This window comes from Bartonella sp. B17 (assembly GCF_053795755.1).
Window position 1 is genome coordinate 1,337,687 of sequence record NZ_CP200032.1, and the last position, 15,415, is coordinate 1,353,101.

At 37.0% G+C, this 15,415-nt stretch carries 13 protein-coding genes; 6 read left to right on the top strand and 7 right to left on the bottom strand.

What is annotated here, in order from left to right; genetic code table 11:
* The first annotated feature begins 84 nt into the window (after positions 1 to 84).
* From gltX to V4B18_RS06030, 6 genes are all read left to right on the top strand, one after another.
* Positions 85 to 1,512, top strand: a complete 1,428-nt coding sequence (gene gltX, locus V4B18_RS06005; protein ID WP_455475539.1) for a glutamate--tRNA ligase — start codon at positions 85 to 87, stop codon at positions 1,510 to 1,512.
* A 262-nt stretch (positions 1,513 to 1,774) separates the two neighbouring features.
* On the top strand, positions 1,775 to 3,070 hold the full coding sequence (gene gltA, locus V4B18_RS06010) for a citrate synthase (RefSeq protein WP_455475540.1): 1,296 nt from the start codon (positions 1,775 to 1,777) through the stop codon (positions 3,068 to 3,070).
* A gap of 970 nt (positions 3,071 to 4,040) precedes the next feature.
* Positions 4,041 to 4,793 (top strand): transporter substrate-binding domain-containing protein, encoded by a 753-nt coding sequence (locus V4B18_RS06015; RefSeq protein ID WP_455475541.1) that lies wholly within the window; start codon positions 4,041 to 4,043, stop codon positions 4,791 to 4,793.
* A gap of 78 nt (positions 4,794 to 4,871) precedes the next feature.
* On the top strand, positions 4,872 to 5,591 hold the full coding sequence (locus V4B18_RS06020; protein WP_455475542.1) for an ABC transporter permease: 720 nt from the start codon (positions 4,872 to 4,874) through the stop codon (positions 5,589 to 5,591).
* A complete protein-coding gene (locus V4B18_RS06025) occupies positions 5,591 to 6,298 on the top strand; it encodes an ABC transporter permease (RefSeq protein ID WP_455475543.1) in 708 nt (235 codons plus the stop codon). The genes V4B18_RS06020 and V4B18_RS06025 overlap by 1 nt, the downstream gene beginning before the upstream one ends.
* Before the next feature lie 79 nt (positions 6,299 to 6,377).
* Positions 6,378 to 7,151, top strand: a complete 774-nt coding sequence (locus tag V4B18_RS06030) for an amino acid ABC transporter ATP-binding protein (protein WP_455475544.1) — start codon at positions 6,378 to 6,380, stop codon at positions 7,149 to 7,151.
* An 18-nt stretch (positions 7,152 to 7,169) separates the two neighbouring features.
* Here V4B18_RS06030 and lpxB read toward each other — a convergent pair whose 3' ends face one another.
* The 7 genes from lpxB to rseP all read right to left on the bottom strand — a co-directional run bounded on the left by lpxB (position 7,170) and on the right by rseP (position 15,415).
* Positions 7,170 to 8,354 carry a lipid-A-disaccharide synthase gene (lpxB, locus tag V4B18_RS06035; protein ID WP_455475545.1) on the bottom strand — a complete coding sequence of 395 codons (1,185 nt, stop codon included), beginning with the start codon at positions 8,352 to 8,354 and terminating at the stop codon, positions 7,170 to 7,172.
* On the bottom strand, positions 8,347 to 9,219 hold the full coding sequence (locus V4B18_RS06040) for an LpxI family protein (RefSeq protein WP_455475546.1): 873 nt from the start codon (positions 9,217 to 9,219) through the stop codon (positions 8,347 to 8,349). The genes lpxB and V4B18_RS06040 overlap by 8 nt, the downstream gene beginning before the upstream one ends.
* A gap of 2 nt (positions 9,220 to 9,221) precedes the next feature.
* On the bottom strand, positions 9,222 to 10,046 hold the full coding sequence (gene lpxA, locus V4B18_RS06045; RefSeq protein WP_455475547.1) for an acyl-ACP--UDP-N-acetylglucosamine O-acyltransferase: 825 nt from the start codon (positions 10,044 to 10,046) through the stop codon (positions 9,222 to 9,224).
* Between the two features lie 22 nt (positions 10,047 to 10,068).
* On the bottom strand, positions 10,069 to 10,536 hold the full coding sequence (fabZ, locus tag V4B18_RS06050; RefSeq protein WP_455475548.1) for a 3-hydroxyacyl-ACP dehydratase FabZ: 468 nt from the start codon (positions 10,534 to 10,536) through the stop codon (positions 10,069 to 10,071).
* 1 nt (position 10,537) lies between these two features.
* Entirely contained in the window at positions 10,538 to 11,584 is a 1,047-nt protein-coding gene (gene lpxD / locus V4B18_RS06055) for a UDP-3-O-(3-hydroxymyristoyl)glucosamine N-acyltransferase (RefSeq protein WP_455475549.1), read from the bottom strand.
* 71 nt (positions 11,585 to 11,655) lie between these two features.
* Positions 11,656 to 14,049: an outer membrane protein assembly factor BamA gene (bamA, locus tag V4B18_RS06060; RefSeq protein ID WP_455475550.1), complete on the bottom strand. Its 2,394-nt coding sequence runs from the start codon at positions 14,047 to 14,049 to the stop codon at positions 11,656 to 11,658.
* Positions 14,050 to 14,275: 226 nt separating this feature from the next.
* Complete coding sequence (gene rseP / locus V4B18_RS06065) at positions 14,276 to 15,415, bottom strand: RIP metalloprotease RseP (protein WP_455475551.1); 1,140 nt, start codon at positions 15,413 to 15,415, stop codon at positions 14,276 to 14,278.

The window sequence follows — 15,415 nt, forward strand, 5'->3', positions numbered from 1 at the left end:
GCTATTGCACACTTTGTCACCTATGCTAACATACCCTTTCCATAAAGTCTCACAAGTAATATCTTAATTAAGAGGAAGATATCCGTGTCCGTTATTACCCGTTTTGCCCCTTCTCCCACAGGTTTCCTTCATATTGGAGGTGCCCGTACAGCTCTTTTTAATTGGCTTTATGCAAAACATACTGGTGGCAAAATGCTTTTACGGATTGAAGATACGGATCGAGAACGTTCCACGGAAGCAGCTGTAAAAGCTATTATAGACGGATTACACTGGATGGGACTTAGTTATGATGGTGATCCTATTTCACAATTTGAACGAGCAGAACGTCACCGCCAAGTCGCAAAACAATTAGTAAAAGATGGTAAAGCTTATTATTGTTACGCTTCACCTGAAGAATTGGCTGAAATGCGTGAAAATGCTCGCGCAGAAGGTCTCCCACCGCGTTATGATGGACGTTGGCGCGACCGTGATATTTCAGAAGCTCCAAAAGGTATAAAACCTGTTATTCGCATCAAAGCACCGCAAGATGGAGAAACAATTTTGCATGACCGCGTTCAAGGTGATGTGCGCTTTCCTAATAAAGACTTAGATGATTTTATCATTTTGCGTTCTGACGGCTCTCCAACTTATATGCATGCCGTTGTTGTCGACGATCATGATATGGGAGTAACGCACATCATACGGGGGGATGATCATCTCACAAATGCAGCCCGCCAAACAATTATCTTCAATGCAATGGGATGGGATATCCCTGTTATGGCACATATTCCACTTATTCACGGTGAAAATGGAGCTAAATTGTCAAAACGCCATGGTGCACTAGGCGTTGATGCCTATCGAACAATGGGGTATCTTCCCGCCGCTTTACGCAATTACTTGGTACGTCTAGGCTGGAGTCATGGTAATGACGAGTTGATTTCAATAGAAGATATGATTTCTTGGTTTGATATCGATGATATCAATAAAGGTGCAGCTCGTTTTGATTTCAAAAAGTTAGATGCTATCAATGGACATTATATACGTATGAGCAGCGATCAAGATCTTTTTGATGCTGTTCTTGACATATTGCCAGATATTGAAGGTGGGCTAGAAATAATTAAAAAACTTGATGAACAACGCCGTTTTCAATTCCTAGCAGCTATGCCAAGTCTAAAAGAACGTTCTAAAACATTATATGAACTCATTGACAATGCCTCTTTTATTTTTGCGCAACGACCATTATTTCTTGATGAAAAAGCACAAACGCTTCTAGACAAAAATGGACTAGTCATTTTAGAGGGAGTCTATTGTGCTCTAAAAGGATGTATCAACTGGGATACAAAAACCTTAGATGAAACTCTTCGACATTACGCGCAGACACAAAATCTTAAATTTGGAGCTATTGCTCAACCACTTCGGGTAACTCTTACAGGACGAACAACATCGCCAGGAGTCTTCGATGTTCTTGTTTTGTTGGGACGGGACGAATCCCTTAATCGTATCCATGATCAACTTGTTAAAACCGCATGCTAATTTGCATGTACATAAGGTATGTTCAGCTAAACAATTATCTAAAAATATATGTATTTCAATGCAAATTGAAAGCGATCTTTTATTTTAAATCGTTAAAACACATATTGAGTAAAGTGCACATAAAAATATTTTTAGATTGCATGCGCTAACTTTTAGAGTAAATCTACCCTTAGTATAGGTAGAAAGAGCTTTAATTACATACCTCCATATTTAATGAAGCGGCTCTTATTTTTAGGGGCGAAAAATCTGAAAGGAATATTTAATGTCTGAAAATAAGGCACACATTACTGTGAATGGTAAAAATGTAGAGCTTCCCGTGCTCAAAGGCGCTATTGGTCCTGATGTCATCGAGATTTCATCTCTCTATAAACAAGCGGATATTTTTACTTACGATCCTGGCTTTACTTCAACAGCTTCTTGTGAATCAAAAATCACTTATATTGATGGTGATAAAGGAATATTGCTTTATCGTGGCTATCCTATCAATCAACTGGCTGAAAAAGGAGATTTTTTAGAAAGCTGTTATCTTTTACTTTACGGTGAATTACCAACAAGACAAGAAAAAATCGATTTTGATCATCGCATTATGCAACATACAATGGTACACGAGCAATTTACGCGATTTTTCTACGGATTCCGTCGCGATTCTCACCCTATGGCAATCATGATTGCATGTCTTGGTGCTATGTCTGCATTTTATCATGATTCTATTGATATTACAGATCCTCAACAGAGAATGATCGCTTCTATTCGTCTTATTTCAAAAGTTCCAACTCTTGCCGCTATGGCATATAAATATAGCATCGGGCAGCCATTTGTTTATCCACGTAATGATCTTAGTTACGCTGCAAATTTTCTTCATATGTGTTTTTCTGTTCCTTGTGAAGAATATCAAATCAATCCCGTGCTTTCTCAAGCTATGGATAGAATCTTTACCCTGCATGCAGATCATGAACAAAATGCTTCTACATCCACTGTACGTCTAGCAGGATCATCGGGAGCTAATCCTTTTGCGTGTATCGCAGCAGGTGTTGCATGTCTTTGGGGGCCAGCTCATGGTGGAGCTAATGAAGCATGTCTAAAAATGCTACAAGAAATAGGAGCAGTTCAAAGAATTCCTGAATTCATTGCACGCGCAAAAGACAAAAATGATCCTTTCCGTCTTATGGGTTTTGGTCACCGAGTTTATAAAAATTACGATCCACGTGCAAAAATTATGCAGCAAACCTGCCATGAAGTTTTAAAAGAACTCAACATTCAAGATGATCCACTTCTTGACATTGCTGTAGAACTTGAAAAAATTGCTCTAAATGATGAATATTTTATTGAAAAAAAGCTTTATCCTAATGTCGATTTTTATTCTGGCATTACATTAAAAGCCTTAGGCTTTCCAACTGAAATGTTTACGGTTCTTTTTGCATTAGCACGAAGTGTTGGCTGGGTTGCACAATGGAAAGAAATGATTGAAGATCCTGCACAAAAAATTGGTCGTCCACGTCAGCTTTATACAGGCTATGCATCACGTGAATATATCCCTATAGACGAGCGTACAAACTAGAAATTATAAAGATTAATCCACTAAAGCTTCAATTTATTGAGGCTTTAGGATTTAATGTGAATAATAAGCAGCAAAGTATAAAATCTTTTTATGATTTTTTAATTCAAATTTTTTATAGTTATAGATCGTTAAGCGGTCATGATGAAACCTTTTAGTAAACTAATAATCTCTTCTCAATAAATAGACAAAGTGTGCGGTATTTTTTTTGCAGAGATGCGGAAATATTTTTCCAAAATACATAACAATTCCATTTAAATTAGGCATATACCACCCATCATTTCATCTACGAATTTAAAGATATATTATATATGGAAATTAAGCGATAACTAAGAAACTGTCTTTTTTTCCTAAAATAGCATTACAAAAAATTGCCTAGTCGCTTACATTTGTTGCTTTTATTTTCTTTGTAAATTACTAAAGAAGATGAGCATAATTTTAAAGTTTTTCTATGCAAAATAACAAAACATTATAAAAATATTATAGCACATCTATCATAATCAAGGGCAAGCAACTTTCTTAAAACTATTTATAAAAATACACTTCTTTTTATGGAAAACATTTATCAATATATTAATTGATATTGGTTTTTTATGTTCTTCGATATATAAATGTTTCAGCTATACTAGTGATAACAATAATATTCTCTTTTTGCCACCTTAAAATCTATGCTTTCTTGAACTTAAACTTAAAAAACTTTTTTCAAAGCTAAATTTTTAATGCTTATAAATAAAATGAAGAGAACAAATTATTTTATAGAAAGCAATTTCGATAAATCAATAGGATATTTATTTTTTCTGTGTTTATCATACGTGAACTTGATAGAAGTAAATGATCTTTTTGATCATTACTTACTTATAAATGAGTGCAAAATGAACATCAATAAATTTTTGCATTGCCGCCAGAAGAGCTTACAGAGTATAATAACGTATGATGATCTAATATTTTCCCGCTTATCCAACAGGAGAACATAATGAAATTATTAGCAGCAGCTCTCATAACAATCGCAACACTGTTTATTCAATTGGCCGATGCTAAAACGCTAAAAATTGCGAGTGAAGGCTCTTATCCTCCATTTAGCTACATTGATTCAAACAACGAGCTCCATGGTTTTGATATTGATATATGTTATGCACTTTGTAAAAAAATGAACGTTGAGTGTACTATCACTCTTCAAGACTTCGATGGACTGATCCCCGGCCTTATCACAAAAAAATACGATGCTATCATTGCTTCTCTTGCTCCCACACCAGAGCGATTACAAAAGATCGATTTCACAAACGCTTACTATCACACAGCATTAGCTGTTATCGTTACCAAAGACTCAGGAATTAAAGAAATTTCGGCAAAAGCCTTTAAAGGTAAAAATCTTGGTGTACAATCAAATACAACACAAGCTGCGTACGCAGAAGACCATTATGCCCCTGAAGGAGTAAATATTAAACTCTATCCTACAACCATAGAAGTTAGCCGCGATCTTTTAAGCCATCGACTTGACGGAATCATCCTTGATCAAATGCAAGCATTAAACTGGCTAGAAACTGAAGGAAAAGATTGCTGCCAACTTCTCGGGACTCTTCAAGAAACAAAATCTCCTATTGCAATTGGTATTCGTCAAAATGATAATGATCTCAAAAATAGGCTTAATGAAGCGATAAAGGAAATCCGTTCAGATAAAACCTATGATAAAATTATGAAAAAATATTTTACATTTGATATTTATTAAATATCAATATGAACTAAAATTAAACAGACTGTTTATTTTTGGAAGGTTATTATTTAAATCTTTGTGAGGATTGCAAGAATGACTGAAAGCTTAGCATTGCTATCATTTAGCAATGGTGGATGGGGTATGGTTATACTTTCTAGTGCAGGAATGACATTATCATTGGCTTTGTGTTGTGGTCTCTTGGGGCTCCCTTTAGGACTTTTAAGCGCGATGATGATTCGATCCAATATCAAGATAGCTAAAGCCATAGCTACCCTCTTTTCAGCGGTGTTCCGTAGTTTACCAGAGCTTTTAACCTTATTTTTAGTGTATTATGGCTTACAAAATGTTATTCAAATTATTCTTGATTATTTTAGTCTTGAAATAATATTTAATATCAACGCTTTCATTGCTGGTGTTCTTGCGCTCAGTATGGTTCTTGCGGCCTTCTCTTGTGAAGTTTGGCTTGGAGCATTCAACATCTTTGATAAAGGTCAATATGAAGCAGCTAAAACTCTGGGGCTTTCACGCTCAACTACATTTTTTCGTATAGTCTTTCCTCAACTAGTCCAAAATGCTTTGCCAGGGCTTTCTAATAATTGGCTTACTTTGCTTAAAGATACATCCCTCGTTTCAACTATTTCACTTCTTGATCTTATGCGGCAAACTAATTTAGCAGCAGCAGCCACCAATCAACCCATGCTGTTTTATCTTGTAGCGTGCTCACTCTATTTATTATTTTCAGCGTTTTTTTCCGCAATTCTACACCACCTAGAGACACGTACTCAAGCTGGATATCGAAAGGTTTTAGTCTGATGATTCCTGAATGGCTCTATTTCCTTTTTAATCCTATTCTCTTAAACCTTTATGGACTAAAATTTATTGATGGATTGATTGTTACTTTTGAACTTGTTTTTATTTCTTGCTCTATTGGTTTTTTTCTTGGTATTTTTATTGCGCTTGCGCGTTTATCAAATAGTAAGCTTTTACAGTATTTTGCACATACTTATGTTTATTTTTTCCGCGGTTCTCCCTTATTGGTTCAACTATTCCTTTTTTACTACGGCCTTGGTTCAATGAAAAGCTTCTGGCAACACATTGGTTTATGGTGGTTTTTCCAAAATGCATGGTATTGCTGTCTTTTCATTTTTGCACTTAATTCGGCTGCTTATCAAACCGAAATTTTTAAAGGAAGCTTTCTATCAATCCCAACTGGGCAACATGAAGCATCAAAAGCCTTGGGACTGAGTAGCTCTGTAACATTTTTGAGAGTTATTCTTCCGCAAGCAATGGTTGTAGCATTACGCCCTCTAGGAAATGAGCTTATTTTAATGATTAAGTCCAGTGCTATTGCTTCACTCGTCACTGTTTATGATTTAATGGGAATTGCTAAACTAACTTATTCACGCACATTCGATTTTCAAGTTTACGTTTGGGCCGCTCTTATCTATCTTCTTATCGTTGCGGTCATTCATTATTTTATCGTTCTTATTGAACGTCGTCTAACCCGATATTTACGGTAAATAAAATGATCACAAAAACTTTTAGAAAACCAAAATGTTAAATTAATTAATTTATTCATCAATGAGAGAATACAATAAGATGAACTCGGAAAATAATAAATCTATCTATGCCGATAAAAACCTAGTAATCTCTATTCGAAATTTAAATAAATGGTATAAAACCTTTCAAGTTTTACATGATATTAACTTAGATGTCAAAACTGGCGAACGCATCGTTATTTGTGGACCCTCTGGATCAGGAAAATCAACTTTGATTCGTTGTATTAATCAATTAGAACAAGCACAAGAAGGTTCAATCTGTATTCATAATATTGATATTCATACCGCTCCTATACACCAACAAAAAAATATTCTACGCAAAATAGGAATGGTTTTTCAGCATTTTAATTTATTTCCTCACATGACTGTTATGCAAAATTGCATTTTAGCACCTATGACAGTTCAAGGACTTTCCAAACAACAAGCAAAAGAACGGGCAATTCGTTACCTTACACACGTTGGTATTGAACAACACTGTGAGAAATATCCTTTACAACTCTCTGGCGGGCAACAACAACGCGTTGCGATTGCACGCGCACTTTGTATGGAGCCTGAAGTAATGCTTTTTGATGAGCCGACATCAGCCCTTGATCCAGAAAGCGTTAGAGAAGTTTTAGAGGTTATGGTTCAATTGGCAAATACAGGCATAACCATGCTCTGCGTTACCCATGAAATGGGCTTTGCTCGCAAAGTTTCAGAAAGAGTACTCTTTTTAGAAAACGGAAAAATTGTCGAAGATACAACATCTGACGCATTTTTTACTAATCCTAAAAGTCAACGTGCTCGTGATTTTCTTGCTAAAATAAAACATTAGTCATAAAAATTGTTTTATCTACATAATTTTAAGTGTTCCAATTTCTTTTAGCAAATTGATAATAACTTGAGCAGCAACGACCCCTGATGGCGCTTCAGTCTTCATTTTTTGTTCCATCATCTCAAAAGCGTCAAGTTGTACTTGTCGCAATAAAGGATTATACAAAAGCTGTTCTATCTGCCTTGCCAACATACCTGGTCGTAAAAATTCATTAAAATATTCTGGGACAATAGGCTTATCAGAAATAATGTTCGGAAGAGCAGCACTCCATAACATCACTTTTGGAAAAATAAATAATTTAGAAAAATGATCCAATTTATAACAAAGAATCATTGGAATTTTTGCTAACGCCAATTCAAGTGAAACCGTTCCATGTGCAGCAAGAGCAACATCTGCATCCACAAAAGCACGCCATTTCGCATCTTCATTAATAACGATCTCCACTTTACTTTTCCAATCCTGGACAAAACAGCGAATTTCATCCACCAAACACGGCAACGTCGGTAAAATAATACGTAAATTAGGGATGCGTTGTGCAAGAATTTTTATAGTTTCTCCAAAAATAGGCATTAAATAGCGAATCTCGAAATTGCGCGATCCTGGCAAAATAACCAGTGTGGGAAATGATACTTGTTTACCACACAAACGTTTTTTTTCTGATTGGACAGTCAAAAGCGGAGGATAAGTCAAAAGACGATGTCCGACATAGGTAGTAGTAGGACCTTCAAAATCTTTCATAATTTTTTCTTCAAAAGGGAAAACCGCTAAAACATGATCAACAAATTTTCGCATAGCCTTAGCGCGCTCTGGCCGCCATGCCCAAATAGTTGGTGCAATGTATTTTATGATAGGAATAGAAGGTGCCAAAATACGAACTTTTTTTGCAACACGATGAGTAAAATCAGGGCTGTCAATGATAATTAAACAATCGGGTTGTTCTCGTGCGATAAATTTAGACAAATTGCGAATATGTATCAGCAACAATGGCAATTTTTTTAATACTTCACCTAAGCCTATTAAAGCAATATCATTAGAATCAAAAAGACTTTTTAAACCTAATGCCTTTAAATGCCTTCCACCAACACCAATTAAATGAATATTGCAACCTATCTGTCGAGATAAACACGAAATCAAATCTGCTCCAAGAGAATCTCCGGATTCCTCACCTGCAATAATAGCAATTTTTAAGAAACAATCACTCATGATCGAACTGTTCAAATGTTTCTATAAACAATGAATGTTTGTTAGCTTTTTCTATTGTTGCTTTCACTGATAATATCAGACTTTTATTCGCCTCCACCGCAACACCAGACAATCCACTCTTTACAAGATTGACTATTGTAGAAGGTCCAATTGATGGCAGATCAACTCGATGATCTTGTTGTGGTTTTGCACATTTAACAAGAACACCACCTTTTTGCGGAATTTGCTTTCTTTCTCGCATTTCAAAAATCCGCCATAGCATATTATCAGTTCCTTCTGCCCCCTCCACTGCAATCACTCTCCCATTGATAGCCACAGCGGCTTGTCCAATATCTAATTGACCTAAAAGCTTTGCAGCTTCAGCTGCTAATAAAATATCATTTTTCTCTTTTTGAGTAGCCCGCCGCAATGTCAAATCAAATTCTATTGGAGCTAATAGATCTGGTACTATCTCGTGGGCGCCAATAACACAAAAACCATGTGCTTCAACAATCTGTATAAAAGCTTTCAATAACGCATCATCCCCACCTTTTAAAGCTCCGAGCAACTTAGGTAAAGCCAAAAAAGTTGTCCAATCAGGTCGCAATTGTGTAAGAAATGGACGTTTTTTCACACCACCCGCCAAAACGATATTACAAATTGCAGCTGCCTTTAAGATTTTAAAAAGCCGCGCTAATTCCACAATTGATAACTCGCAATGCTCATAGCGATAAAGTACTGCATCTGCCTCACCACGCAAAAGCACAAGAAAAGGATTTTGTCCGTGCTTTTCAAGTTCCTGAGCAACCGTGATAGGCAGAACACCACTCCCTGCTATGATAGCAGTTCGGCCGGAAAGAAAATTTCTGGCACTGAAGATAGACATTTTTAACCCTTATTTGCTTTTATTCTGTCGTCTTCAAATTTTGGTGTACAATAAAAACGTTTTCCTTCTTCTTTAATAAAATTAATTACGTCAAGAACAGACTGGGAAGTTGAGTAGAAATCAGAAACATCACCTACACGCTCTTTAAACGGTTTACTGCGATCAAAAAGCATGGCAACTGCATGACGTAGCGCATGGATGTCTTTGCGTTTAAAGCCTGCACGTTTCATACCAATAATATTTAATCCAGACAGTTTTGCCTGTACACCAACAGCTGTGCCGTAGGGAATTAAATCACCAACCAATGCAGATACACCACCAATAAATGCGTGATGCCCGATACGAACAAATTGATGAACAGCAGAACCGCCACCAATAATAACATAATCACCAACAGTAACATGACCAGCGATCATCACATTATTCGCAAATGTTACATGATTTCCTACATGGCAATCGTGGGCAACATGCGCATAACAAAAAAATTGACAATCATCACCAATAATCGTCATTCCCACACTTGTATCGGATCCTCTATGCATCGTTACGCCTTCGCGAATCGTACAATTTTTACCAATAGAGAGAGTTGTAGAACCTCCTTTATGTTTATTATTTTGTGGGTCTGTACCCAAAACTGCATGCGCAAATACTTTACTGTTGGCTCCTAATGTTGTCTTCCCCATTATAACAACATGACTCATTAAACTGCATCCATCACCGATAACAGCCTCTGAACCAATATGGCAAAACGGTCCGACTAGTACATTCTCACCAAGCTGCGCCCCCTTCTCCACAAGAGCGGTTGGATGAATTTTCATACCAGACATTTTTAAATTCCTATTGTATCATTTACTCTGATTCAGTAATCATCGCAGCAATTTCTGCTTCGGCAACTCGAACACTTTCAACTTCTGCAACACACGAAAAACGTCTCACGCCAGACCGCTTCTTTAAAAGCTGGACATGAATCCTTAACTGATCACCAGGCACGACCGGCTTACGAAATTTTGCATTATCAACAGTCATAAGATAAACAAAATTTGCTTTCTTGTGATCTAATCTTAGAAGTGAAATTGCTCCTGCTGTTTGCGCCATAGCTTCTAAAATTAAAACCCCAGGCATAACTGCCTTTGCAGGAAAATGTCCCGTAAAATGCGGTTCATTAATCGTTACATTTTTAATACCTATAGCTTCTTGCTCGCCATCAATATTAATTATGCGATCAATTAATAAAAATGGATATCGGTGCGGCAATATTGACAACAATTTTTCAATATCTATAGCCTCTAAGCTTTTAGTTTCTCCGATGCTGTTCATATTAGCGTTTCTCCTTTTTAACCTTGCCAATATTACGCAACGTCGCTACTTCACGAAACCATTGTTTAAGTGGTCGCGCTGGACTGCCACCCCATTTTTCACCATCCGGAATGTCATTCATAACACCACTACCAGCAGCAATCTGAACGTGTTTGCCTATTGCGACATGATCAACGACCCCAACTCCCCCACCAAGCTGAGACATATCACCTATAGATGTACTTCCAGCAATTCCACACTGGGCTGCAATAAGACAATAGCGACCAATTTTCACATTATGTGCAATTTGTACTAAATTATCAATTTTACTCCCTTGACCAATAATGGTATCTTCAAACGTTCCACGGTCAATCGTTGTATTCGCACCAATTTCTACACTATCGTGGATGATAACACGACCAAGTTGTGGAATTTTTTCAATTTCAGCAATACCCCCAACATAACCGAAACCATCTTGTCCAATGCAAGCACCAGGATAAATTTGGACTCTATCGCCTATTAAAGAATACTGAACTGTTACTTTTGGAGCAATATAGCACTCACGCCCAATACGGCAATTTTCACCGATAACAGCAGTTGATGAAATAAGAGTCCCCGAACCAATCTCAACATTTTTACCGATAACAGCCCCCGCTTCAATACACACATCATGTGCAAACTTAGCACTTGGATGAATATGCGCATGCGGTGAGATCTCTCTCCGTCCAAACCAAGGCATTGGCTTTACAGAATCAGGAAATAAAATACGACCAATCTGGGCAAAATCACGCTGCGGTGTGGATGTTACTAAAATTGCCATAGTTTCAGGAACCTTCAAAACGATTTCATTCGTACAAAAAACAGCAACAGCAGAACTTCCCAATAAAGCATCAGAAAATTTTCGATGCTCTACAAAAACAAGAGAACCCTCCCCAGCGCTTTCAAGTGAAGAAAGAGTGTTTATAACTGTGTTAGAAAACTCTGGATTAAGAAGTTTTGCACCCGTCAACTCAGCAATATTAGCAACTGTCAATCGCCGAGACGGCGCAAAAAAAAATGTATCCGCCATAGAAACACTTTCTCCCCCCCCCCAGCCTAATCCATTCTCTTCAAAACTTTTCCTTCTGGAAAAAATTCACATTAGAACTTAGTAGAAATACCAAAATTAAATTTCTGCACACCATCACCTTCTTGCTTGGTGATTGGCCAAGCATAATCAAGACGTAGTGGACCAAACGGTGATTCCCACATCAAACTAGCACCTGCAGATGTACGCCATGCACTTTTGATATTTGTAACCGGCGCTTCACCTTGGAAAACAGGCTTATAATTATTTCCGTAGAGTGTTGCAGCATCTGCAAATAAAGCACCACGCAATCCTAATCCTTCAGGAACAATAGGTATAGGGAACTGCAATTCAGCAGTTGCATTTATATACGTCGTACCCCCTAAGAAATATACCTCACCTTTATTAGAAACTTGACGCGGACCTATCCCATTGTATTTGAAACCTCGAATTAGATCAAAACTTTTAAACATATCGAAGATACGAGCACCTTCTTGACCTATTTCGTGAATATAACCAGCACCGAAGGAAAGTAAACCGACAAGATCCATTGGATCAGAAAGAGTCCTATACATCATCGCTTTACCAGTTGTTTTCAAAAATTTTGCATTTCCGCCAAGTCCAGCATACTCTTGAAGAACACGCACATACAAACCATCATGAGGATTTCTCATATCATCAATAGTGTTATAAGTCAGACCATAAGTAATCGACGAACGCTTCCAAGGACTATGTTTTGCAGCTTGAACAATAGCACCAGAATATTTATCATATAGTTCTTTTGTAACAACATCATTGGTTAAATCATAATTCCCACCAAAATCGTATTCTTCTTGGACATAGGAATAAGTTAGATTAGCAGATAACTGGTCACTAATAGGCACTCCAAATCGAAGCGAACCGCCTGTTTGGCGTACGTCATATGCTTTATCAGCACGATAGGTACTGCGGAAAAGATCAACACCAGCAGATAAGCGGTAACCTAAAAAATGGGGATCAACAAACGATAAATTATAATTACGAGACTTTTCTTGTCCTGCACCTAAACCTAAACGCACATATTGACCACGTCCTCCAAGATTATGCTCAGCAAGAGATACTTCAAATGACATCCCAGGACTCGTACCACCTGTCGTATATCCTCCAGAAAAAGAAAGATTACCTGTAGGAGCTTCCACTACATCTATAACCAAAACAACCTGATCATGCTGATCCGTCGGAATCATTGAAATATTAACCGCTTTGAAAAAGCCTAAATTTTCTAACCGGCGTTTTGCTCTCTGCAATAAAGTTTGATTGAAAGCATCTCCCTCATTTAAATCAATCTCACGGCGGATAACATAATCATGCGTCTTATCATTTCCACGTATTTCAATACGCTGGACATAAGCCCGTGAACCTTGTTCAACATTGTATACAATTGAAATTGTATGATTTGTCAAATTACGATTCCCCCGCGGTTCAATTTTAGCAAAAGCATATCCTGAATCCGCAAATTTATTATTGATAATTGCAACAGATTGCTCGATATTTTCTGCGCTATAAACGTCACCAGGATGTGTTTTTAGTGATTTTCTTATAGACTTAACATCAATTCCCTCAATATCGCTTTCAATCTGGATATCACCAATTTTATAGCGCGCTCCTTCATCAAGAACGAAGTCAATTTTATATGCATTACTTGTTTCATCAAAAACTGCTTTAGATGAAACAACTCGAAAATCTGCGTAACCACGATTATAATAAAAGCGACGTAAAGCTTCTTCATCTACCGCTAAACGTTCTTCACTATAAACATCACCTCTCATCAACAATGACATTATACCCGAAGGCTTCGTTATAATTACATCACGTAAACGCCGACTCCCAAAAGCCTTATTGCCCTTAAATGTAATATTACTAATCTTTGTTTTTCGGCCTTCAACAATATTAAAAACCACATTTACACGCCCTTTTCCAAGATTAATGGTTTGAACTGTAACAGTGACGTTATTGCGACCAACAGTCTTATAAGCTTCACGAATCACATTTATATCAGCCGAAAGCTTAGCAGAATTAAATGGTTCATTTGGTTTTAACGAAATAAATCGTTGAAGATCGGGATCTTTAAAGGATTTATTTCCTTGAAATAATACCTGATTGACTACCGCATATTCTTTAACTAGCACAACCAGCTTATCGTGTACTTGATTTATCTTAACATCATAAAATAAACCTAAACCGAAAAGCTGCTTCACTGCAGCATCAACATCACCACTGGAAAAGTTTTGTCCAGCTTTTATGTCCATATTATCTCGAATTGCCTGAGCACTTACAAATTTATTCCCACGAACTTCGATAGAATTAACCACAGATGCCCGCACCTCTCCAACCATCATAACTGACATCAGAGCTGTTGTTGGAACAACTCCCCCCATAGCTAACGCTAACATAGATACCGCACTTAAAAATTTTAAATTTGTAGTCATTGGCCTTTTTTACCTTGTCTTATTTCCTAGATACGATTCCTCAAAAAGCTAACTTCCATAACAACTCTTTGTGTTCACAATATTCACAGCAAAATCTCCCACCCTTTAACTAATAACCACAACACACAATGCCACACTATTTCACGGACATAGCAAATAATTTTCAAATTACATCTCTCACTATTACTCAATTTCTAAAATGTTTTCCATAATTTAATTGGCTAAACTAACAAAAATAATCATTAAACAGCGCAAAAATCATAAATAAGAAAACTATGCAAAAACCTAAATAAAAAATAACTTCTCGAATTTTATTAGAAACAGACCTACCAGAAAGAGCTTCAATAACATGAAATAACAAATGCCCACCATCAAGAGGTGGAATCGGAAAAAGATTGATAAGTCCAATACCAATTGAAAGAAAAGCTGTAAAGTTCAACAAAGAAATAAAACCTGTTTCACTAACTTGCCAAGCAATTTTAACAGTTTTGGAGGGACCACTTAACCTGCAATGATCTTCTTTTCCTCCTATTAAACGACCAACAAAGAGAATTGTCTGTGTTGCAATGTACATCGTACGCTCTGATGCAGCAACAACTGCTTCTCCCAAATTGTAATAAATATGTTTTTCATAAACCGGATCTAAACGTGTAGGATCATTTGGATCAACAGGCGCGCCAACTCCTATCATTCCACTTAAAACGCGATTACCAAACCCATCATCCTGCTCGATCACAGTTGGTGTAATCACTTTAGTAAACATCTGCCCCATGCGATCTATTTTAAATTCAATAGGATCCCCGCCATGAAAAGCAACATAAGCCGCCAAATCTTCAAAACTTTCAACCCGTCGTCCATCCATTTCAACAAAACGATCACCTAAAACCAAACCAACCTGAGCAGCAGGAGAATTTTCTATCAAAGAACCAACAACAGGCTCAGTAGCTATACGTCCATAAGTAAAGAAAAAAAATGTTAAAATAACAACAGTAAAAAGAGCGTTAAATAAGGGACCAGCAAAGACTGTCGCTGCTTTTTTCCAAGCATGAGCACTAGTAAATGAACCACAAATCACAGAAGATGTTTTAGATGATGGTGTGCTCGCTCTATTTTCGTCATCAACAAACTTTACATACCCTCCTAAAGGAATAAGCGCTAAACGCCATTGTGTGCCATGCTTATCTGTATAACCAACTATTTGAGGACCAAATCCAAGCGAAAAAACCGATGCTTTAATACCGCACCAACGCCCAATGAGATAGTGCCCAAGTTCATGCACAAAAATGATAATCATAACAACAAAAAAAACATTCAAACTTCTCAAAAGCAAGTCGCTTATAGCGAATATGTGATTCCAAAATTCCAA

Coding starts and splice junctions, on each gene's coding strand:
- bamA (WP_455475550.1), bottom strand. CDS start 14,049: ATGACTACAAATTTAAAATTTTTAAGTGCGGTATCTATGTTAGCGTTA.
- V4B18_RS06030 (WP_455475544.1), top strand. CDS start 6,378: ATGAACTCGGAAAATAATAAATCTATCTATGCCGATAAAAACCTAGTA.
- V4B18_RS06025 (WP_455475543.1), top strand. CDS start 5,591: ATGATTCCTGAATGGCTCTATTTCCTTTTTAATCCTATTCTCTTAAAC.
- V4B18_RS06015 (WP_455475541.1), top strand. CDS start 4,041: ATGAAATTATTAGCAGCAGCTCTCATAACAATCGCAACACTGTTTATT.
- lpxB (WP_455475545.1), bottom strand. CDS start 8,354: ATGAGTGATTGTTTCTTAAAAATTGCTATTATTGCAGGTGAGGAATCC.
- V4B18_RS06040 (WP_455475546.1), bottom strand. CDS start 9,219: ATGTCTATCTTCAGTGCCAGAAATTTTCTTTCCGGCCGAACTGCTATC.
- lpxA (WP_455475547.1), bottom strand. CDS start 10,046: ATGTCTGGTATGAAAATTCATCCAACCGCTCTTGTGGAGAAGGGGGCG.
- gltA (WP_455475540.1), top strand. CDS start 1,775: ATGTCTGAAAATAAGGCACACATTACTGTGAATGGTAAAAATGTAGAG.
- lpxD (WP_455475549.1), bottom strand. CDS start 11,584: ATGGCGGATACATTTTTTTTTGCGCCGTCTCGGCGATTGACAGTTGCT.
- V4B18_RS06020 (WP_455475542.1), top strand. CDS start 4,872: ATGACTGAAAGCTTAGCATTGCTATCATTTAGCAATGGTGGATGGGGT.
- fabZ (WP_455475548.1), bottom strand. CDS start 10,536: ATGAACAGCATCGGAGAAACTAAAAGCTTAGAGGCTATAGATATTGAA.